The sequence below is a fragment of the Endozoicomonas sp. genome (assembly GCF_965196975.1).
In the GTDB taxonomy this organism is placed as follows: Bacteria; Pseudomonadota; Gammaproteobacteria; order Pseudomonadales; family Endozoicomonadaceae; genus Endozoicomonas.
The window spans coordinates 5044784-5068616 of record NZ_OZ239981.1 but is presented as its reverse complement, the minus strand read 5'-3'; the positions used below and the strand labels follow the sequence as shown (position 1 = coordinate 5068616).

At 57.5% G+C, this 23833-nt stretch carries 1 protein-coding gene (only partly in view); it reads right to left on the bottom strand.

The genetic code is table 11. The features are described from left to right. Positions 1-23833, bottom strand: the 5' portion of a protein-coding gene (locus ACOCLE_RS22670; protein ID WP_419534356.1) for a hypothetical protein. Its footprint begins 20918 nt before the window's first position; the window shows 23833 of its 44751 coding nt (coding positions 1-23833); its start codon is at positions 23831-23833; the stop codon falls past the left edge of the window.

The following is a 23833-nucleotide window of genomic DNA, read 5'->3' as shown; positions in this document are numbered from 1 at the left end:
CCTTCAGGGCATTCGCGTTGGCGTCTCCCGTCAGGCTGTCATTGCCGGTGGTTCCGGTCAGGTTCTCAATGTTCTGCAGGGTATCGCTGCCACCTTCACTGTCCGTGGCCGTACCATCCGCCAGGCTGGCAGTCACACCATTGGTGCCGTTGATGAAATCAACCGTATCGCCACCGGCGTTATTTGCCCCACCATCCAGCGTATCATCACCCGCACCACCGGCCAGGATGTCATCACCAGCCCCTCCCGTCAGCACGTTACCCACCGTCGTGCTGTTGCTGCCGGTCAGGGTGTCATCACCACCACCGCCAACGAGGTTTTCGATATTCGCGAACGTGTCCGAGCCACCGGTGCCATCACTGCCGATACCCGTCTGAAGGTTGGCCACCACATTGAAGTTGCTGCCATCGTAGCTGACCGTATCAACATCCGCACCACCGTCGAAACTGTCGGTACCCGCACCACCGATCAGGGTGTCATCACCGGCATCACCGTTCAGCGTGTCGTTACCGCCTTCCCCTCTCAGGATGTCATTATCCGCGCCACCACTGAGCACGTTGGCATTCACATCACCCGTGATGTCATCGTTCTGGTTGGAGCCAATCACGTTTTCGATGCTGGTCAGGGTGTCGGTATCACTGGTGGTGTCCGTCGCTGTTCCGGCATCCAGGTCAACCGTGATGGAGCGCAGGTGGGTGCTGTAATCCACCGTATCGCCGTTGGTCTCATCGGCTGTACCACCATTCAGGGTGTCACTGCCCTCACCCCCCAGCAGTACGTCATCACCCGCACCGCCATCCAGGGTGTCGTCATCGCCAAGGCCAGACAGGGTGTCGTCACCGGCACCACCGGTCAGCACGTTGGCCACGCTGCTGCCCGTCAGGCTGTCTCCAGCACTGCCGCCGGTCAGGTTCTCGATGCTGTCCAGGGTGTCTGTGGCATCACCGGCCACGCTGGCCTGGGGTGAGGCGGCCGACAGGTCGGCGGTCACGACGGTGGTCGCGTCGCTGTAATCCGCGGTGTCGATCTCGGTACCACCACGCAGGGTGTCCGCTCCGGAGCCCCCCTTGAGGATGTCGTTACCAGCGCCACCGTCCAGCACATCCGCCTCGGTGCCACCGTCCAGCGTATCCGCCCCGGCACCCCCTTCCAGGGTATCGATGCCACCGTTACCGGTCAGGGTATCGTTCTGGTCACCACCGCGCAGGGTGTTGGCTGATGAGTTACCGGTCAGGGTATTGGCGTTCAGCGTGGAACCGTTGATGTTCTCTATGTCTTCCAGCGTGTCGGACGCTTCGGTGGAAATCACCGCCTGGGGTGAGGCTACCGACAGGTCGACGGTGACTGTACCGGAGGCAAAGGTATAGTCGGCGGTATCACCCACGGCAGTATTGCTGCCGCCGCGCAGGGTATCCGCACCCCGGCCACCGGTCAGCACGTCATCACCAGCACCACCGTTCAGTTCATTGGCGCCATTATCTCCGGTAAAGGTGTCATCACCATCACCACCCGTGACATTCTCGATCCCGGTCAGGGTATCCGTCAGAACACCGCCCTCTGTAGCCCGGATGGTACCTGCACCAAGGTCAACCACCACATCATTGGTGTTGTCGCTGTAGTCCGCGGTATCCACACCCGCACCACCATTCAGGGCATCTGCACCGGCACCACCATTCAGGATATCGTTATCATTACCGCCATTCAGGGTATCCGCCCCGTCACCGCCCCTCAGGGTGTCATCCCGGTCACCTCCAGTCAGAACATTGGCATCCGCGTTACCGGTCAGCGTGTCATCACTGCCGGTACCCACCACATTCTCGATATTGATCAGGGTGTCGGTCAGTACACCGCCTTCACGCACCTGGTTGCTGGCTGCGGACAGGTCCACCTCAACACCGCTGGTGTTCTGGCTGTAATCGACGGTATCGCCATTGGCCCCGTGTGCACCGCCATCCAGTACATCATTACCGGTGCTGATACCAACCCCGCCTCTTAACGTGTCATCACCGGCATTACCCGTCAGGGTGTTGTCATTAGCATCACCAATCAACGTGTCATTACCGGCTCCACCGGTCACACTCTCGATATTGCTCAGGGTATCGGTATTACCAAACTGGTCCGTGGCCGTGCTGTTGGCCAGGTTGATGTTCAGGCTCTGGCTCGACAGTGCAGCGCTGTAATCCGCAGTATCACTGCCCGCACCACCATCCAGGTCATCATTACCGGCGCCTCCTACCAGGATGTCATCACCACCATCGCCCTTAAGGGCATTCGCGTTGGCGTCTCCCGTCAGGCTGTCATTGCCGGTGGTTCCGGTCAGGTTCTCAATGTTCTGCAGAGTATCGCTGCCACCTTCACTGTCCGTGGCCGTACCATCCGCCAGGCTGGCAGTCACACCATTGGTGCCGTTGATGAAATCAACCGTATCACCACCGGCGTTATTTGCCCCACCATCCAGCGTATCATCACCCGCACCACCGGCCAGGATGTCATCACCAGCCCCTCCCGTCAGCACGTTACCCACCGTCGTGCTGTTGCTGCCGGTCAGGGTGTCATCACCACCACCGCCAACGAGGTTTTCGATATTCGCGAACGTGTCTGAGCCACCGGTGCCATCACTGCCGATACCCGTCTGAAGGTTGGCCACCACATTGAAGTTGCTGCCATCGTAGCTGACCGTATCAACATCCGCACCACCGTCGAAACTGTCGGTACCCGCACCACCGATCAGGGTGTCATCACCGGCATCACCGTTCAGCGTGTCGTTACCGCCTTCCCCTCTCAGGATGTCATTATCCGCGCCACCACTGAGCACGTTGGCATTCACATCACCCGTGATGTCATCGTTCTGGTTGGAGCCAATCACGTTTTCGATGCTGGTCAGGGTGTCGGTATCACTGGTGGTGTCCGTCGCTGTTCCGGCATCCAGGTCAACCGTGATGGAGCGCAGGTGGGTGCTGTAATCCACCGTATCGCCGTTGGTCTCATCGGCTGTACCACCATTCAGGGTGTCACTGCCCTCACCCCCCAGCAGTACGTCATCACCCGCACCGCCATCCAGGGTGTCGTCATCGCCAAGGCCAGACAGGGTGTCGTCACCGGCACCACCGGTCAGCACGTTGGCCACGCTGCTGCCCGTCAGGCTGTCTCCAGCACTGCCGCCGGTCAGGTTCTCGATGCTGTCCAGGGTGTCTGTGGCATCACCGGCCACGCTGGCCTGGGGTGAGGCGGCCGACAGGTCGGCGGTCACGACGGTGGTCGCGTCGCTGTAATCCGCGGTGTCGATCTCGGTACCACCACGCAGGGTGTCCGCTCCGGAGCCCCCCTTGAGGATGTCGTTACCAGCGCCACCGTCCAGCACATCCGCCTCGGTGCCACCGTCCAGCGTATCCGCCCCGGCACCCCCTTCCAGGGTATCGATGCCACCGTTACCGGTCAGGGTATCGTTCTGGTCACCACCGCGCAGGGTGTTGGCTGATGAGTTACCGGTCAGGGTATTGGCGTTCAGCGTGGAACCGTTGATGTTCTCTATGTCTTCCAGCGTGTCGGACGCTTCGGTGGAAATCACCGCCTGGGGTGAGGCTACCGACAGGTCGACGGTGACTGTACCGGAGGCAAAGGTATAGTCGGCGGTATCACCCACGGCAGTATTGCTGCCGCCGCGCAGGGTATCCGCACCCCGGCCACCGGTCAGCACGTCATCACCAGCACCACCGTTCAGTTCATTGGCGCCATTATCTCCGGTAAAGGTGTCATCACCATCACCACCCGTGACATTCTCGATCCCGGTCAGGGTATCCGTCAGAACACCGCCCTCTGTAGCCCGGATGGTACCTGCACCAAGGTCAACCACCACATCATTGGTGTTGTCGCTGTAGTCCGCGGTATCCACACCCGCACCACCATTCAGGGCATCTGCACCGGCACCACCATTCAGGATATCGTTATCATTACCGCCATTCAGGGTATCCGCCCCGTCACCGCCCCTCAGGGTGTCATCCCGGTCACCTCCAGTCAGAACATTGGCATCCGCGTTACCGGTCAGCGTGTCATCACTGCCGGTACCCACCACATTCTCGATATTGATCAGGGTGTCGGTCAGTACACCGCCTTCACGCACCTGGTTGCTGGCTGCGGACAGGTCCACCTCAACACCGCTGGTGTTCTGGCTGTAATCGACGGTATCGCCATTGGCCCCGTGTGCACCGCCATCCAGTACATCATTACCGGTGCTGATACCAACCCCGCCTCTTAACGTGTCATCACCGGCATTACCCGTCAGGGTGTTGTCATTAGCATCACCAATCAACGTGTCATTACCGGCTCCACCGGTCACACTCTCGATATTGCTCAGGGTATCGGTATTACCAAACTGGTCCGTGGCCGTGCTGTTGGCCAGGTTGATGTTCAGGCTCTGGCTCGACAGTGCAGCGCTGTAATCCGCAGTATCACTGCCCGCACCACCATCCAGGTCATCATTACCGGCGCCTCCTACCAGGATGTCATCACCACCATCGCCCTTCAGGGCATTCGCGTTGGCGTCTCCCGTCAGGCTGTCATTGCCGGTGGTTCCGGTCAGGTTCTCAATGTTCTGCAGGGTATCGCTGCCACCTTCACTGTCCGTGGCCGTACCATCCGCCAGGCTGGCAGTCACACCATTGGTGCCGTTGATGAAATCAACCGTATCGCCACCGGCGTTATTTGCCCCACCATCCAGCGTATCATCACCCGCACCACCGGCCAGGATGTCATCACCAGCCCCTCCCGTCAGCACGTTACCCACCGTCGTGCTGTTGCTGCCGGTCAGGGTGTCATCACCACCACCGCCAACGAGGTTTTCGATATTCGCGAACGTGTCCGAGCCACCGGTGCCATCACTGCCGATACCCGTCTGAAGGTTGGCCACCACATTGAAGTTGCTGCCATCGTAGCTGACCGTATCAACATCCGCACCACCGTCGAAACTGTCGGTACCCGCACCACCGATCAGGGTGTCATCACCGGCATCACCGTTCAGCGTGTCGTTACCGCCTTCCCCTCTCAGGATGTCATTATCCGCGCCACCACTGAGCACGTTGGCATTCACATCACCCGTGATGTCATCGTTCTGGTTGGAGCCAATCACGTTTTCGATGCTGGTCAGGGTGTCGGTATCACTGGTGGTGTCCGTCGCTGTTCCGGCATCCAGGTCAACCGTGATGGAGCGCAGGTGGGTGCTGTAATCCACCGTATCGCCGTTGGTCTCATCGGCTGTACCACCATTCAGGGTGTCACTGCCCTCACCCCCCAGCAGTACGTCATCACCCGCACCGCCATCCAGGGTGTCGTCATCGCCAAGGCCAGACAGGGTGTCGTCACCGGCACCACCGGTCAGCACGTTGGCCACGCTGCTGCCCGTCAGGCTGTCTCCAGCACTGCCGCCGGTCAGGTTCTCGATGCTGTCCAGGGTGTCTGTGGCATCACCGGCCACGCTGGCCTGGGGTGAGGCGGCCGACAGGTCGGCGGTCACGACGGTGGTCGCGTCGCTGTAATCCGCGGTGTCGATCTCGGTACCACCACGCAGGGTGTCCGCTCCGGAGCCCCCCTTGAGGATGTCGTTACCAGCGCCACCGTCCAGCACATCCGCCTCGGTGCCACCGTCCAGCGTATCCGCCCCGGCACCCCCTTCCAGGGTATCGATGCCACCGTTACCGGTCAGGGTATCGTTCTGGTCACCACCGCGCAGGGTGTTGGCTGATGAGTTACCGGTCAGGGTATTGGCGTTCAGCGTGGAACCGTTGATGTTCTCTATGTCTTCCAGCGTGTCGGACGCTTCGGTGGAAATCACCGCCTGGGGTGAGGCTACCGACAGGTCGACGGTGACTGTACCGGAGGCAAAGGTATAGTCGGCGGTATCACCCACGGCAGTATTGCTGCCGCCGCGCAGGGTATCCGCACCCCGGCCACCGGTCAGCACGTCATCACCAGCACCACCGTTCAGTTCATTGGCGCCATTATCTCCGGTAAAGGTGTCATCACCATCACCACCCGTGACATTCTCGATCCCGGTCAGGGTATCCGTCAGAACACCGCCCTCTGTAGCCCGGATGGTACCTGCACCAAGGTCAACCACCACATCATTGGTGTTGTCGCTGTAGTCCGCGGTATCCACACCCGCACCACCATTCAGGGCATCTGCACCGGCACCACCATTCAGGATATCGTTATCATTACCGCCATTCAGGGTATCCGCCCCGTCACCGCCCCTCAGGGTGTCATCCCGGTCACCTCCAGTCAGAACATTGGCATCCGCGTTACCGGTCAGCGTGTCATCACTGCCGGTACCCACCACATTCTCGATATTGATCAGGGTGTCGGTCAGTACACCGCCTTCACGCACCTGGTTGCTGGCTGCGGACAGGTCCACCTCAACACCGCTGGTGTTCTGGCTGTAATCGACGGTATCGCCATTGGCCCCGTGTGCACCGCCATCCAGTACATCATTACCGGTGCTGATACCAACCCCGCCTCTTAACGTGTCATCACCGGCATTACCCGTCAGGGTGTTGTCATTAGCATCACCAATCAACGTGTCATTACCGGCTCCACCGGTCACACTCTCGATATTGCTCAGGGTATCGGTATTACCAAACTGGTCCGTGGCCGTGCTGTTGGCCAGGTTGATGTTCAGGCTCTGGCTCGACAGTGCAGCGCTGTAATCCGCAGTATCACTGCCCGCACCACCATCCAGGTCATCATTACCGGCGCCTCCTACCAGGATGTCATCACCACCATCGCCCTTCAGGGCATTCGCGTTGGCGTCTCCCGTCAGGCTGTCATTGCCGGTGGTTCCGGTCAGGTTCTCAATGTTCTGCAGGGTATCGCTGCCACCTTCACTGTCCGTGGCCGTACCATCCGCCAGGCTGGCAGTCACACCATTGGTGCCGTTGATGAAATCAACTGTATCGCCACCGGCGTTATTTGCCCCACCATCCAGCGTATCATCACCCGCACCACCGGCCAGGATGTCATCACCAGCCCCTCCCGTCAGCACGTTACCCACCGTCGTGCTGTTGCTGCCGGTCAGGGTGTCATCACCACCACCGCCAACGAGGTTTTCGATATTCGCGAACGTGTCCGAGCCACCGGTGCCATCACTGCCGATACCCGTCTGAAGGTTGGCCACCACATTGAAGTTGCTGCCATCGTAGCTGACCGTATCAACATCCGCGCCACCGTCGAAACTGTCGGTACCCGCACCACCGATCAGGGTGTCATCACCGGCATCACCGTTCAGCGTGTCGTTACCGCCTTCCCCTCTCAGGATGTCATTATCCGCGCCACCACTGAGCACGTTGGCATTCACATCACCCGTGATGTCATCGTTCTGGTTGGAGCCAACCACGTTTTCGATGCTGGTCAGGGTGTCGGTATCACTGGTGGTGTCCGTCGCTGTTCCGGCATCCAGGTCCACCGTGATGGAGCGCAGGTGGGTGCTGTAATCCACCGTGTCGCCGTTGGTCTCATCGGCTGTACCGCCGTTGAGGGTGTCACTGCCCTCTCCCCCCAGCAGCACGTCATCACCCGCACCGCCATCCAGGGTGTCGTCATCACCCAGTCCGGTCAGGGTGTCGTCACCGGCACCACCGGTCAGCACGTTGGCCACGCTGCTGCCCGTCAGGCTGTCTCCGGCGCTGCCGCCGGTCAGGTTCTCGATACTGTCCAAGGTATCCGTGGCATCACCGGCCACGCTGGCCTGGGGAGAGGCGGCCGACAGGTCGGCGGTCACGACGGTGGTCGCGTCGCTGTAATCCGCGGTGTCAATCTCGGTACCACCACGCAGGGTATCCGCTCCGGAGCCCCCCTTGAGGATGTCGTTACCGGCGCCACCGTCCAGCACATCCGCCTCGGTGCCACCGTCCAGCGTATCGGCCCCAGCCCCCCCTTCCAGGGTATCGATGCCACCGTTACCGGTCAGGGTATCGTTCTGGTCACCACCGCGCAGGGTGTTGGCCTGGTTGTTACCATTCAGGGTATTGGCATGGCTGGTAGCCCCATCGATATTCTCGATTTCGATCAGGGTGTCTGTGGCTTCTGTCGAGATGACGGCCTGGGGTGAGGCTGCGGACAGGTCGATAGTGACTGTTCCTGTCGCGCCGGTATAATCTGCCATATCACCAACCGCAGTATTGCCGCCACCGCGCAGGGTATCCGCTCCCAGCCCACCGGCCAGCACATCATCACCAGCACCGCCACTCAGTTCATTGGCAAGGTCATCCCCCGTCAGGGTGTCATTACCGCTACCGCCGGTCACATTCTCGATCCCGGTCAGGGTATCCGTGAGAACGCCACCTTCCGTAGCCCGATCCGTCGCACCGGACAAATCAACAATCACATCGCCAGTATTATCACTGTAATCCGCGGTATCCGTTCCAGCGCCACCGTTCAGGGTATCCGCACCGGCACCGCCATTGAGCACATCATCGTCATTGCCACCGTTCAGGGTATCCGCACCGGCATTACCGGTCAGCGTGTCATTCCGGTCACCACCGCTCAGGACATTGGCATCCGCGTTACCGGTCAGGGTGTCATCACTGCCAGTACCTACCACGTTCTCAATATCAATCAGGGTGTCGGTCAGTACACCTCCTTCACGCACCTGGTTGCTGGCTGCGGACAGGTCGACTTCTACACCGCTGCTGTTCTGGCTGTAATCGACGGTATCCCCCCCGGCACCATGGGTTCCCCCGTCCAGGGTATCCGCACCGGTATTACTGCCAATCCCCCCCATCAGGATGTCATCACCGGCATTACCGATCAGGGTGTTGTCGTTAGCATCCCCAGTCAGGGTGTCATCACCGGCACCCGCTGTAACGCTCTCAATGTTATTCAACGTGTCAGTATCACCAAACTGGTCTGTCGCTGTACTTCCAGCCAGATTGATGTTCAGGTTTTGACCTGCCAAGGCAGCGCTGTAATCCGCGGTATCGCTGTCAGCACCACCATCCAGAGTGTCATTACCTTCCCCCCCCACCAGGATGTCATCCCCTTGCATCCCGTTGAGAATGTTATTCTGGTTATCACCTGTCAGACGGTCGTCATCATCTGTACCTGTCAGGTTTTCAATGTTCTGCAATGTGTCGGTATTACCATTGGCATCTGTTGCTGAGCCACTGGCCAGACTTGCGATAACACCGTTTACACCACCATCACTGAAGTCAACGGTATCACCACCGGAGCTGTTAGTGCCCCCATCTAATATGTCGTCACCAGCACCACCCGTCAGTATGTCATCACCGGCTCCACCGGTCAGGGTATTCCCCACGGTGGTACTGTCAGTACCAACCAGGGTGTCATTGCCACTGCCACCCACCAGGTTTTCAACGTTAACGAAAGTATCTGAGCCACCGGTGCCATCACTGCCGATACCCGTCTGCAGGTTGGCTGTGACATTTTGAGAAACACCATCGTAGCTGACCGTATCAACATCCGCGCCACCGTCGAAACTGTCGGTGCCCGCACCGCCGATCAGGGTGTCATCACCGGCATCACCGTTCAGCGTGTCGTTACCGCCTTCCCCTCTCAGGATGTCATTATCCGCGCCACCACTGAGCACGTTGGCATTCACATCACCCGTGATGTCATCGTTCTGGTTGGAGCCAACCACGTTTTCGATGCTGGTCAGGGTGTCGGTATCACTGGTGGTGTCCGTCGCTGTTCCGGCATCCAGGTCCACCGTGATGGAGCGCAGGTGGGTGCTGTAATCCACCGTGTCGCCGTTGGTCTCATCGGCTGTACCGCCGTTGAGGGTGTCACTGCCCTCTCCCCCCAGCAGCACGTCATCACCCGCACCGCCATCCAGGGTGTCGTCATCATCCAGTCCGGTCAGGGTGTCGTCTCCGGCACCACCGGTCAGCACGTTGGCCACGCTGCTGCCCGTCAGGCTGTCTCCGGCGCTGCCGCCGGTCAGGTTCTCGATGCTGTCCAGGGTGTCTGTGGCATCACCGGCCACGCTGGCTTGGGGTGAGGCAGCCGACAGGTCGGCGGTCACGACGGTGGTCGCGTCGCTGTAATCCGCGGTGTCGATCTCGGTACCACCGCGCAGGGTATCCGCTCCAGAGCCCCCCTTGAGGATGTCGTTACCGGCGCCACCGTCCAGCACATCCGCCTCGGTGCCACCGTCCAGCGTATCGGCCCCGGCACCCCCTTCCAGGGTATCGATGCCACCGTTACCGGTCAGGGTATCGTTCTGGTCACCACCGCGCAGGGTGTTGGCCTGGTTGTTACCATTCAGGGTATTGGCATGGCTGGTAGCCCCATCGATATTCTCGATTTCGATCAGGGTGTCTGTGGCTTCTGTCGAGATGACGGCCTGGGGTGAGGCTGCGGACAGGTCGATAGTGACTGTTCCTGTCGCGCCGGTATAATCTGCCGTATCACCAACCGCAGTATTGCCGCCACCGCGCAGGGTATCCGCTCCCAGCCCACCGGCCAGCACATCATCACCAGCACCGCCACTCAGTTCATTGGCAAGGTCATCCCCCGTCAGGGTGTCATTACCGCTACCGCCGGTCACATTCTCGATCCCGGTCAGGGTATCCGTGAGAACGCCACCTTCCGTAGCCCGATCCGTCGCACCGGACAAATCAACAATCACATCGCCAGTATTATCACTGTAATCCGCGGTATCCGTTCCAGCGCCACCGTTCAGGGTATCCGCACCGGCACCGCCATTGAGCACATCATCGTCATTGCCACCGTTCAGGGTATCCGCACCGTCATTACCCTTCAGGGTGTCATCCTGATCACCACCGGTCAGAACGTTGGCATCCGCGTTACCGGTCAAAGTATCGCGGCTGGCAGTACCCACCACGTTCTCAATATCAATCAGGGTGTCGGTGTAGGTCGTTCCTTCCTTAACCTGGTTGGTGGTTGCCGACAGGTCGACTTCCACCCCAAAGCTGTTCTGGCTGTAATCGACGGTGTCCCCCCCGGCACCATGGGTTCCCCCGTCCAGGGTATCCGCACCGGTATTACTGCCAATCCCCCCCATCAGGATGTCATCACCGGCATTACCGGTCAGCACGTTATCGTCATCATCACCGGTCAGGGTGTCATCACCGGCACCGGCCGTCACATTTTCAATGTTCTGCAGGGTATCGATTGCACCAAACTGATCCGTAGCACTGCCCGTGGACAGGTTGATGATCAGGTCCTCTCCTGCCACCGCGGCACTGTAATCAACGGTATCGCCGCTGGTTTCACCGCCTTCTCCACCGTTCAGGGTATCGGCACCATCGCCACCCACCAGGGTGTCATCACCGGCTTCACCCAGCAGCTCATTGACACTGGCATCCCCGGTCAGGCTGTCATTACCGCTGGTACCGGTCAGGTTCTCGATGTTCTGAAGGATGTCACTGCCGCCTTCACTGTCCGTCGCGGTTCCAGCGGACAGGTCCGCGGTTACCCCATTGGAGCCATCAATGAAGTCAACCGTGTCACCACCGACCCCGTGGGTTCCCCCGTCCAGGGTGTCATTACCGAGACCACCGGTCAGGGTGTCGTCACCGGCACCACCAGTGAGTACGTTACCCACCGTGGTGCTGTTGCTGCCAACCAGGGTGTCATTACCACTGCCACCGGTCACATTCTCAATACTGGTGTATGTATCCAGGCCGCCCGCACCATCGTTGCCCTGACCCGTCTGCAGGTTGGCAGTCACATGATCCGTGACTCCGTCATAACTGACCGTATCCAGATCCGCGCCACCATCGAAGCTGTCGGTGCCCGCACCACCAAACAGGGTGTCATCACCGGCATCACCGTTCAGCGTGTCGTTACCACCTTCCCCTCTCAGGATGTCATTATCCGCGCCACCACTGAGTACGTTGGCATTCACATCACCCGTAATGTCATCGTTCTGGTTGGAGCCAATCACGTTCTCGATACCGGTCAAGGTATCAACATCACTGGTGCTATCGGTGGCAGTACCACTGCCAGACCCGGTATCCAGGTCCACCGTGATGGAGCGCAGGTGGGTGCTGTAGTCGGCAGTATCTCCAGCCGTGTCGTTGATACCCCCGTTCAGGGTGTCACTGCCCTCACCGCCCAGCAGCACGTCATCACCCGCACCACCTTCCAACGAGTCGTCATCGCCAAGGCCAGACAGGGTGTCATTTCCAGCGTTACCGGTCAGCACGTTGGCCACGCTGCTGCCCGTCAGGCTGTCTCCGGCGCTGCCGCCGGTCAGGTTCTCGATGCTGTCCAGGGTGTCTGTGGCATCACCGGCCACGCTGGCCTGGGGTGAGGCAGCAGACAGGTCGGCGGTCACGACGGTGGTCGCGTCACTGTAGTCGGCGGTATCGATCTCGGTACCACCGCGCAGGGTGTCCGCCCCGGTGCCCCCCTTGAGGATGTCGTTACCGGCGCCACCATCCAGCACATCCGCCTCGGTGCCACCGTCCAGTGTATCGGCCCCGGCGCCCCCTTCCAGGGTGTCGGTACCCGCATTACCGGTCAGGGTATCGTTCTGGTCACCACCGCGCAGGGTGTTGGCAAAGGTATTACCGGTGAGGGTATTGGCATGACTGGTAGCCCCATCAATGTTCTCGATGTCCACCAGTGAATCAGAAGCTTCACCGGAAATCAGGGCCTGTGGTGACCCCAGGGAAAGATCAACGGTCACCGCTCCGGTAGCACCGGTATAACTGGCCGTGTCTCCGACAGCGGTATTCGTACCACCACGCAGGGTATCGGCACCCAGGCCACCGGTCAGTACATCATCCCCGGCACCACCATCCAGGATATTACCCACCACGGTATCATCACTGCCGGTGAGGGTGTCGTCACCGCTACCACCGGTCACATTCTCGATCCCGGTCAGGGTGTCGGTCAGTACACCACCTTCACTGGCCCGGATCGGTGCCGTCGCAGAGAGGTCAACCACCACATCATTGGTGTTGTCACTGTAATCCGCGGTGTCATTACCGGCACCACCATTCAGGGTATCCGCACCGGCACCGCCGTTGAGCACGTCATCGGCATTGCCACCGTTCAGGGTATCCGCACCGTCATTACCCTTCAGGGTGTCATCCTGATCACCACCGGTCAGAACGTTGGCATCCGCGTTACCGGTCAAAGTATCGCGGCTGGCAGTACCCACCACGTTCTCAATATCAATCAGGGTGTCGGTGTAGGTCGTTCCTTCCTTAACCTGGTTGGTGGTTGCCGACAGGTCGACTTCCACCCCAAAGCTGTTCTGGCTGTAATCGACGGTGTCCCCCCCGGCACCATGGGTTCCCCCGTCCAGGGTATCCGCACCGGTATTACTGCCAATCCCCCCCATCAGGATGTCATCACCGGCATTACCGGTCAGCACGTTATCGTCATCATCACCGGTCAGGGTGTCATCACCGGCACCGGCCGTCACATTTTCAATGTTCTGCAGGGTATCGATTGCACCAAACTGATCCGTAGCACTGCCCGTGGACAGGTTGATGGTCAGGTCCTCTCCTGCCACCGCGGCACTGTAATCAACGGTATCACCGCTGGTTTCACCGCCTTCTCCACCGTTCAGGGTATCCGCACCATCGCCACCCACCAGGGTGTCATCACCGGCTTCACCCAGCAGCTCATTGACACTGGCATCACCGGTCAGGCTGTCATTACCGCTGGTACCGGTCAGGTTCTCGATGTTCTGAAGGATGTCACTGCCGCCTTCACTGTCCGTCGCGGTTCCAGCGGACAGGTCCGCGGTTACGCCATTGGTGCCATCAATGAAGTCAACCGTGTCACCACCGACCCCGTGGGTTCCCCCGTCCAGGGTGTCATTACCGAGACCACCGGTCAGGGTGTCGTCACCGGCACCACCAGTGAGGACGTTACCCACCGTGGTGCTGTTGCTGCCAACCAGGGTGTCATTACCACTGCCACCGGTCACATTCTCAATACTGGTGTATGTATCCAGGCCGCCCGCACCATCGTTGCCCTGACCCGTCTGCAGGTTGGCAGTCACATGATCCGTGACTCCGTCATAACTGACCGTATCCAGATCCGCGCCACCATCGAAGCTGTCGGTGCCCGCACCACCAAACAGGGTGTCATCACCGGCATCACCGTTCAGCGTGTCGTTACCACCTTCCCCTCTCAGGATGTCATTATCCGCGCCACCACTGAGTACGTTGGCATTCACATCACCCGTAATGTCATCGTTCTGGTTGGAGCCAATCACGTTCTCGATACCGGTCAAGGTATCAACATCACTGGTGCTATCGGTGGCAGTACCACTGCCAGACCCGGTATCCAGGTCCACCGTGATGGAGCGCAGGTGGGTGCTGTAGTCGGCAGTATCTCCAGCCGTGTCGTTGATACCCCCGTTCAGGGTGTCACTGCCCTCACCGCCCAGCAGCACGTCATCACCCGCACCACCTTCCAACGAGTCGTCATCGCCAAGGCCAGACAGGGTGTCATTTCCAGCGTTACCGGTCAGCACGTTGGCCACGCTGCTGCCCGTCAGGCTGTCTCCGGCGCTGCCGCCGGTCAGGTTCTCGATGCTGTCCAGGGTGTCTGTGGCATCACCGGCCACGCTGGCCTGGGGTGAGGCAGCAGACAGGTCGGCGGTCACGACGGTGGTCGCGTCACTGTAGTCGGCGGTATCGATCTCGGTACCACCGCGCAGGGTGTCCGCCCCGGTGCCCCCCTTGAGGATGTCGTTACCGGCGCCACCATCCAGCACATCCGCCTCGGTGCCACCGTCCAGTGTATCGGCCCCGGCGCCCCCTTCCAGGGTGTCGGTACCCGCATTACCGGTCAGGGTATCGTTCTGGTCACCACCACGCAGGGTGTTGGCAAAGGTATTACCGGTGAGGGTATTGGCATGACTGGTAGCCCCATCGATGTTCTCGATGTCCACCAGTGAATCAGAAGCTTCACCGGAAATCAGGGCCTGTGGTGACCCCAGGGAAAGATCAACGGTCACCGCTCCGGTAGCACCGGTATAACTGGCCGTGTCTCCGACAGCGGTATTCGTACCACCACGCAGGGTATCGGCACCCAGGCCACCGGTCAGTACATCATCCCCGGCACCACCATCCAGGATATTACCCACCACGGTATCATCACTGCCGGTGAGGGTGTCGTCACCGCTACCACCGGTCACATTCTCGATCCCGGTCAGGGTGTCGGTCAGTACACCACCTTCACTGGCCCGGATCGGTGCTGTCGCAGAGAGGTCAACCACTACATCATTGGTGTTGTCGCTGTAATCTGCAGTGTCATTACCGGCACCACCATTCAGGGTATCCGCACCGGCACCGCCGTTGAGCACGTCATCGTCATTGCCACCGTTCAGGGTATCCGCACCGTCATTACCCTTCAGGGTGTCATCCTGATCACCACCGGTCAGAACGTTGCCATCCGCGTTACCGGTCAAAGTATCGCGGCTGGCAGTACCCACCACGTTCTCAATATCAATCAGGGTGTCGGTGTAGGTCGTTCCTTCCTTAACCTGGTTGGTGGTTGCCGACAGGTCGACTTCCACCCCAAAGCTGTTCTGGCTGTAATCGACGGTATCCCCCCCGGCACCATGGGTTCCCCCGTCCAGGGTATCCGCACCGGTATTACTGCCAATCCCCCCCATCAGGATGTCATCGCCGGCATTACCGGTCAGCACGTTATCGTCATCATCACCGGTCAGGGTGTCATCACCGGCACCGGCCGTCACATTTTCAATGTTCTGCAGGGTATCGATTGCACCAAACTGATCCGTAGCACTGCCCGTGGACAGGTTGATGGTCAGGTCCTCTCCTGCCACCGCGGCACTGTAATCAACGGTATCACCGCTGGTCTCACCGCCTTCTCCACCGTTCAGGGTATCGGCACCATCGCCACCCACCAGGGTGTCATCACCGGCTTCACCCAGCAGCTCATTGACACTGGCATCCCCGGTCAGGCTGTCATTACCGCTGGTACCGGTCAGGTTCTCGATGTTCTGAAGGATGTCACTGCCGCCTTCACTGTCCGTCGCGGTTCCAGCGGACAGGTCCGCGGTTACCCCATTGGAGCCATCAATGAAGTCAACCGTGTCACCACCGACCCCGTGGGTTCCCCCGTCCAGGGTGTCATTACCGAGACCACCGGTCAGGGTGTCGTCACCGGCACCACCAGTGAGTACGTTACCCACCGTGGTGCTGTTGCTGCCAACCAGGGTGTCATTACCACTGCCACCGGTCACATTCTCAATACTGGTGTATGTATCCAGGCCGCCCGCACCATCGTTGCCCTGACCCGTCTGCAGGTTGGCAGTCACATGATCCGTGACTCCGTCATAACTGACCGTATCCAGATCCGCGCCACCATCGAAGCTGTCGGTGCCCGCACCACCAAACAGGGTGTCATCACCGGCATCACCGTTCAGCGTGTCGTTACCACCTTCCCCTCTCAGGATGTCATTATCCGCGCCACCACTGAGTACGTTGGCATTCACATCACCCGTAATGTCATCGTTCTGGTTGGAGCCAATCACGTTCTCGATACCGGTCAAGGTATCAACATCACTGGTGCTATCGGTGGCAGTACCACTGCCAGACCCGGTATCCAGGTCCACCGTGATGGAGCGCAGGTGGGTGCTGTAGTCGGCAGTATCTCCAGCCGTGTCGTTGATACCCCCGTTCAGGGTGTCACTGCCCTCACCGCCCAGCAGCACGTCATCACCCGCACCACCTTCCAACGAGTCGTCATCGCCAAGGCCAGACAGGGTGTCATTTCCAGCGTTACCGGTCAGCACGTTGGCCACGCTGCTGCCCGTCAGGCTGTCTCCGGCGCTGCCGCCGGTCAGGTTCTCGATGCTGTCCAGGGTGTCTGTGGCATCACCGGCCACGCTGGCCTGGGGTGAGGCAGCAGACAGGTCGGCGGTCACGACGGTGGTCGCGTCACTGTAGTCGGCGGTATCGATCTCGGTACCACCGCGCAGGGTGTCCGCCCCGGTGCCCCCCTTGAGGATGTCGTTACCGGCGCCACCATCCAGCACATCCGCCTCGGTGCCACCGTCCAGTGTATCGGCCCCGGCGCCCCCTTCCAGGGTGTCGGTACCCGCATTACCGGTCAGGGTATCGTTCTGGTCACCACCACGCAGGGTGTTGGCAAAGGTATTACCGGTGAGGGTATTGGCATGACTGGTAGCCCCATCGATGTTCTCGATGTCCACCAGTGAATCAGAAGCTTCACCGGAAATCAGGGCCTGTGGTGACCCCAGGGAAAGATCAACGGTCACCGCTCCGGTAGCACCGGTATAACTGGCCGTGTCTCCGACAGCGGTATTCGTACCACCACGCAGGGTATCGGCACCCAGGCCACCGGTCAGTACATCATCCCCGGCACCACCATCCAGGATATTACCCACCACGGTATCATCACTGCCGGTGAGGGTGTCGTCACCGCTACCGCCGGTCACATTCTCGATCCCGGTCAGGGTGTCGGTCAGTACACCACCTTCACTGGCCCGGATCGGTGCTGTCGCAGAGAGGTCAACCACCACATCATTGGTGTTGTCGCTATAATCTGCAGTGTCATTACCGGCACCACCATTCAGGGTATCCGCACCGGCACCGCCATTGAGCACGTCATCGTCATTGCCACCGTTCAGGGTATCCGCACCGTCATTACCCTTCAGGGTGTCATCCTGATCACCACCGGTCAGAACGTTGCCATCCGCGTTACCGGTCAAAGTATCCCGGCTGGCAGTACCCACCACGTTCTCAATATCAATCAGGGTGTCGGTGTAGGTCGTTCCTTCCTTAACCTGGTTGGTGGTTGCCGACAGGTCGACTTCCACCCCAAAGCTGTTCTGGCTGTAATCGACGGTATCCCCCCCGGCACCATGGGTTCCCCCGTCCAGGGTATCCGCACCGGTATTACTGCCAATCCCCCCCATCAGGATGTCATCACCGGCATTACCGGTCAGCACGTTATCGTCATCATCACCGGTCAGGGTGTCATCACCGGCACCGGCCGTCACATTTTCAATGTTCTGCAGGGTATCGATTGCACCAAACTGATCCGTAGCACTGCCCGTGGACAGGTTGATGATCAGGTCCTCTCCTGCCACCGCGGCACTGTAATCAACGGTATCGCCGCTGGTTTCACCGCCTTCTCCACCGTTCAGGGTATCGGCACCATCGCCACCCACCAGGGTGTCATCACCGGCTTCACCCAGCAGCTCATTGACACTGGCATCACCGGTCAGGCTGTCATTACCGCTGGTACCGGTCAGGTTCTCGATGTTCTGAAGGATGTCACTGCCGCCTTCACTGTCCGTCGCGGTTCCAGCGGACAGGTCCGCGGTTACCCCATTGGTGCCATCAATGAAGTCAACCGTGTCACCACCGACCCCGTGGGTTCCCCCGTCCAGGGTATCATTACCGAGACCACCGGTCAGGGTGTCGTCACCGGCACCACCAGTGAGGACGTTACCCTCCGTGGTGCTATCGGTTCCCGTTAACGTGTCATTCCCGCTGCCACCAATTGCATTCTCGATACTAATGAGCGAGTCATTACCACCACTGCCGTCACTCCCAGTGCCATTTTTCAGATTAACAATAACGTCAAGGGCGACTCCGTCATAAGTGACAGTGTCAACGTCAGCACCGCCGTTGATGGTATCGCTACCCGTTCCGCCAGCAAGGACATCATTGCCCGCATCCCCCTGGAGGTTGTCCGCTCCAGCACCACCACTCAGGGTGTCATTGCCTCCATCTCCAATGAGCACATTATCTGCGCTGTTCCCAGTTAGCGTGTCACCATACCCGGAAGTACCAGTCAGATTTTCAATATTGCGAAGAGTATCGGTTTCAGTCCCACCGGCATCCGTTGCGGTTCCATCTCCACCATCCACTAATGTGGCAATAACACCTCGGCCATAGCCTGCATAAGTTGCCGTATCGGTATTCGCTCCACCATCAAGAATGTCATCACCACCATCACCATAAAGCAGGTCATTTCCATCCCCACCTTCCAGTGTATTGGCATCTGCTGAACCACGAATATCATCACTACCCCGGCTACCAGTGACATTTTCAATGCCGGTCAGAGTATCTTCACCACCATCACCATCATCGGAAGCACGACCGGCAGCCAGATCCACCGTAATCGCGTTACTGGCATCACTGTAATCAGCATAATCACCAGTCCCAGCACCACCATCAAGGGAGTCATCTCCAGCCCTGCCGGCAAGAATGTCATTCCCCCCTTCGCCTCTGAGTACGTTGTCAAAAACATTACCGGTAATGTCATCATCACCACTACCACCAGTAATATTCTCAATGCCATAGAGGAAGTCACGATCACCAAAACCATCATCACTGGCCAACTGGCTCCCCAGGTCAACGGTTACATTGCCTGTGGCTTGAGAATATGTGACGGTATCACTGCCCTGGCTGGGAGGATTGGTGCCAGCAGACTCGGTTTCTCCATAGAACGTATCATCACCAGCACCACCACTGATCGTGTCATCACCGGTATTACCACTGAGAATATTGTTGTCTGCATTACCAACGAGAATATCGTTGTTACTACCGCCAGTAGCGTTTTCGATATCAATGAGGGTATCAATACCTGAATCAATACCATTTGTATTTGTCAGTGAGCCATCCAGTGCAACCGTAACAACACCTGTACTGCCGGAGTAGTCGACCGTGTCTCCCCGGGTTTCATTGCCTTCTCCACCATTGAGCGTGTTGCTTCCCCCAAGCCCACGAAGCGTATCGTCACCAGACCCACCCAGCAGCTGATTATCGGCACTGTTGCCATAGAGGGTGTCATTACCACTGCCTGCAGTGACATTCTCAATACTGGTTAATGTGTCACTGCCACTGAGCAGGCTGCTTGCTGTCCCTGCAGCAAGATCTGCTGTCAGATCTGTAGAGTCGGAACTATAAATGGCCGTGTCACCGTTGGTTTCGCCGGTAGTTCCGCCATTTAGAATATCGTTACCACTTCCCCCGGTCAGCTGGTCATCTCCTGATCCACCCAACAGTGAATCAGCGCCATCTGCACCAACGAGGACATCATTACCATCATTACCGGTCAGTGTATTGTTGTCAGCATTGCCCGTCAGCTGGTCGCCTGCAGAACCACCAACAACATTCTCGATTCCAGAAATCGTGTCCTGCGTACCAAAACCATCATTGGCGACATTACCGCTGGTCAGATCGACCTGCAGTGAAATGGATGCAGAGCTGTAATCTGCGGTATCACCATTGGTTTCATCACCTTCACCACCAAAAAGCTGGTCTGCTCCAGCACCACCAATGAGCGTGTCATCACCATCATCACCATACAGAGCATCAACACCGCCACCACCGGATAGCTGATCATCTCCAGCATTACCACGTAAAATATTGCCTTCTGAACCGGTATCCGCCGCAGTGATAACATCATCACCAGAGCCACCGGTTACATTCTCAATACTGGTCAACGTATCGGTGTTGTTAAAGCCATCATTTGTCGCTGTATCATTTTCCAAATCAACAGCTACAGCGCCGGAGGCTCCTGAATAATCGACCGTATCACTTTCAGACCCAGTGCCCCCGTTGATGGTGTCACTGCCATCACCACCAATGAATGTGTCGGTTCCATCTCCACCCTCGAGGGTATTATTTGAGGCGTTTCCGATAAGAATGTCATTTCCCGTCGAACCTGTTGCATGTTCCAGGTTCTGGAGACTATCTGTACCACCCTCACCATCTAACGCAGTATTGGCTCCAATACCATAGGAAGCCGTATAGTCTGTACTGGACAGGTTGACCCTGACATCAGAGGTAGCGTTGCTGTAATCAACCGTATCCCCAAATGCTCCATTGTTACCGCCATCCAGAGTGTCATTACCTGCACGGCCCTCCAGAATGTCATCACCATCCCCTCCACTGATGGCGTTATCTGCGGAAGTTCCCCGAAGTTCATCATCACCGAAACCGCCGGACACATTTTCAATGGAAATCAGTGTGTCCTGGCCAGTTGCTGTGATTACAGGGTTAGAGGTGTCATTGAGATCAACCGTGATATCTCCGGTTTCACCGGCATAGCTGACAGTATCACTGCCCGCACCACCATCCAGAGTATTTGTACCGCCTCCACCACCGAGGACATCATCACCATCAAGGCCGAAAATCTCGTTATCGGAAGCATCCCCAAGCAGCATATCCCCCTGGGCTGACAGATTTGTACCTTCCAGATTCTCGATCGAATCAATGGTGTCTGTGCCACCCTGACCGTCATTGGAAATACGGCCATCACTAAGGTCAACACTTACCGCATTACTTAATGCTGCAAAACTGACGGTATCGGTTCCGGCTCCCCCCTGAAGAACGTCATTACCAGCCCCACCATTCAGGGTGTCATCGCCCTCTCCGCCTTCAAGGGTATCGTTTCCGGCTCCACCAGCAAGCGTATCATTATCAGCACCACCTCGGAGGGTATCCTGACCTTCTCCTCCACTCAGGCTGTCATTACCACGACCACTGGTCAGTACATTATCGAAATCATTGCCGATCAGAGTGTCATTACCATGATCAGTGGTAACGTTCTCAAAACCTTTAACGTTGTCGGTGCCTGTTTCAATTCCACCGCCAAAGCTTTTGGAAACCGTGATATAGCCTTGAGCATCCGGTGTTTGAGATAAATCTACGGTGATATCATCAGGTGTATCATTAGGACTGGTAACTACCCCCACCATATCCAAAGTGTCAATGCCATCACCGCCATCGAGGGTGTCATTACCAAAGCCACCATGAATGGTGTCGTTATCTGCCCCTCCGTTAATAACATCATCACCCTGATTGCCATTAATGGTATCGTTACCAGCACCGCCATTGATGGTGTCAGCTCCATCTCCACCAAAGACGTCGTCATCCCCCCCCAAGCCGTTTAAGACATTAGCGCCGAGATCTCCAAAAATCTGGTCATCGCCCTCAGTTCCCGTGGCATTTTCGATGTTACTTAGAGTATCGACGTCGCCAGTACTTGTGGTGGCACTACCCGTGGTAAGGTTGAGAATGACAAAGCCGCTTTCGTCACTGTAATCAACGGTATCCGTATCCGCTCCACCATCAATGGTGTCTGAGCCAGCGCCGCCTTTCAGCGTATCTGTGCCTGCTCCACCTGATAATGTGTCCGCTTCATCACCACCATCCAGCAGATCATTCCCATCTCCGCCATTAAGTGTATCAAGGCCAATCCCACCAAAAAGTTGATCGTCACCACTTAAGCCACTGAGCGTGTCATCACCTGTTAAGCCGGTCAGCGTATTCGCACCATTATTACCGACATCGACATATTCACTGCCTGTGATGGTATCGTCATGGGAGGTACCAACCACATTCTCAAAATTGCTGATCGTGTCCGCTGTACCATAGCCATCATCGGCAACCTTACCCGCCCTGAGATCAACCGTAACCCCACTGTCAGGGCTGTAAGTGGTTCCTTGATATTCAAAGCTGTACTGGATTGTGTCTGAACCCGCTCCACCATCAAGCTGATCATTACCCGCCCCGCCAGATACGAAGTCATCTCCACCAGCGGCATCAACAATATCATCACCGACACCAGCATGAATGGTATCCCCCTGATCCCCGGTAATAATCTGATCATCGGTAGGGCTGGTATCAAGAACCAGTGGATTAAGTCCTGTTGAGGTCAGTACGAGTTCATCAGGAGTATCAGCATCCCTGCGAACAACGGGCATACCATAGTCATTTGAGGTTCCATCGTTGAAGACAACTTTAAAAGAAAGATCAACAATCTGGCTGTCAGATTGAGATGGAAAAGTGAGAACAAAATTAGTAAGGCTCGGTAGTAACCAGCTCCCTTCTCCCTGGTCAGCGCCACCAGCAACACTCCAGCCATTAGGGACATTTTCTACATAAATAGCTGCAATATCGGTAATATTTGCATCATTTTGCAGAACAAGTTCTTTGCTGTTTAAAGCGCTGCTAAAGAGAGTTGGGTCATCCCCATATATCTCTAGACCATTGTTTTTGTTAAGAGAGTTATCAGGATCTTCACCATTTTCACCCTCACCAGCTCCCCCAAAATACTCGGAGCCAAGGTGAACTTCCGGATCAGCCTGTGTCACCGAGGGACTATTACCACCACCGCCAACAACTAGCTGTCCTGCTACCTTTGAGCCTACATTAGTAACCGATACAGAAAATGAGATATCAATGTTAGAGTCAGCCAGAGAAGGTCCTACGTCGGTTTCATTTGAGGAGGCTGACGATGTACTGGTTGACACCTGAACTTGTTCCGCATCCCCCTCCCTGGGCTCTACCTCTTCTACAGGCTTTTGTTTGAACTCTTCCTCATTTTTCTTGATTTCTTTTGTCGACTTGGATTGCTTTTTAGCATCACCTTCACTGTATGATTGCTTTTGCTGCTGCGTTGAATCCTCCTCAGCTTCCTCTGATTCCCCTTCCTCACCTTTGAGCGTATTTACCGGAACCCCTTCTGACTCAGCAAAATTAGCCTTGGCAATGAAGTCATCACCAGTCACGATAGTCCCATCAGCAAATTTAAACTCAATAGCCTGCTCTGTTGCAGTCATCACACCAGCAAGCAAAAGAGTTACTTCAATTCCACCAGGAAAAACAAGAACAAAATCAGGACCCCTGACTTCCATTTGTATTTCATCAGGGTCCACATCAAGCAGGTACTGGGTATCACCCGAAGCAGTTTTAACTACCGATTTTGATAAGGCTTCATAACTAACTTTTTCAATTTTTTTGTTATTATTTTCAGTACTTTCCTCTGAACTTCCAGCGGCTTGCGACTGCTGATCACCACTGGCGCCATTATCTTCGGCCAT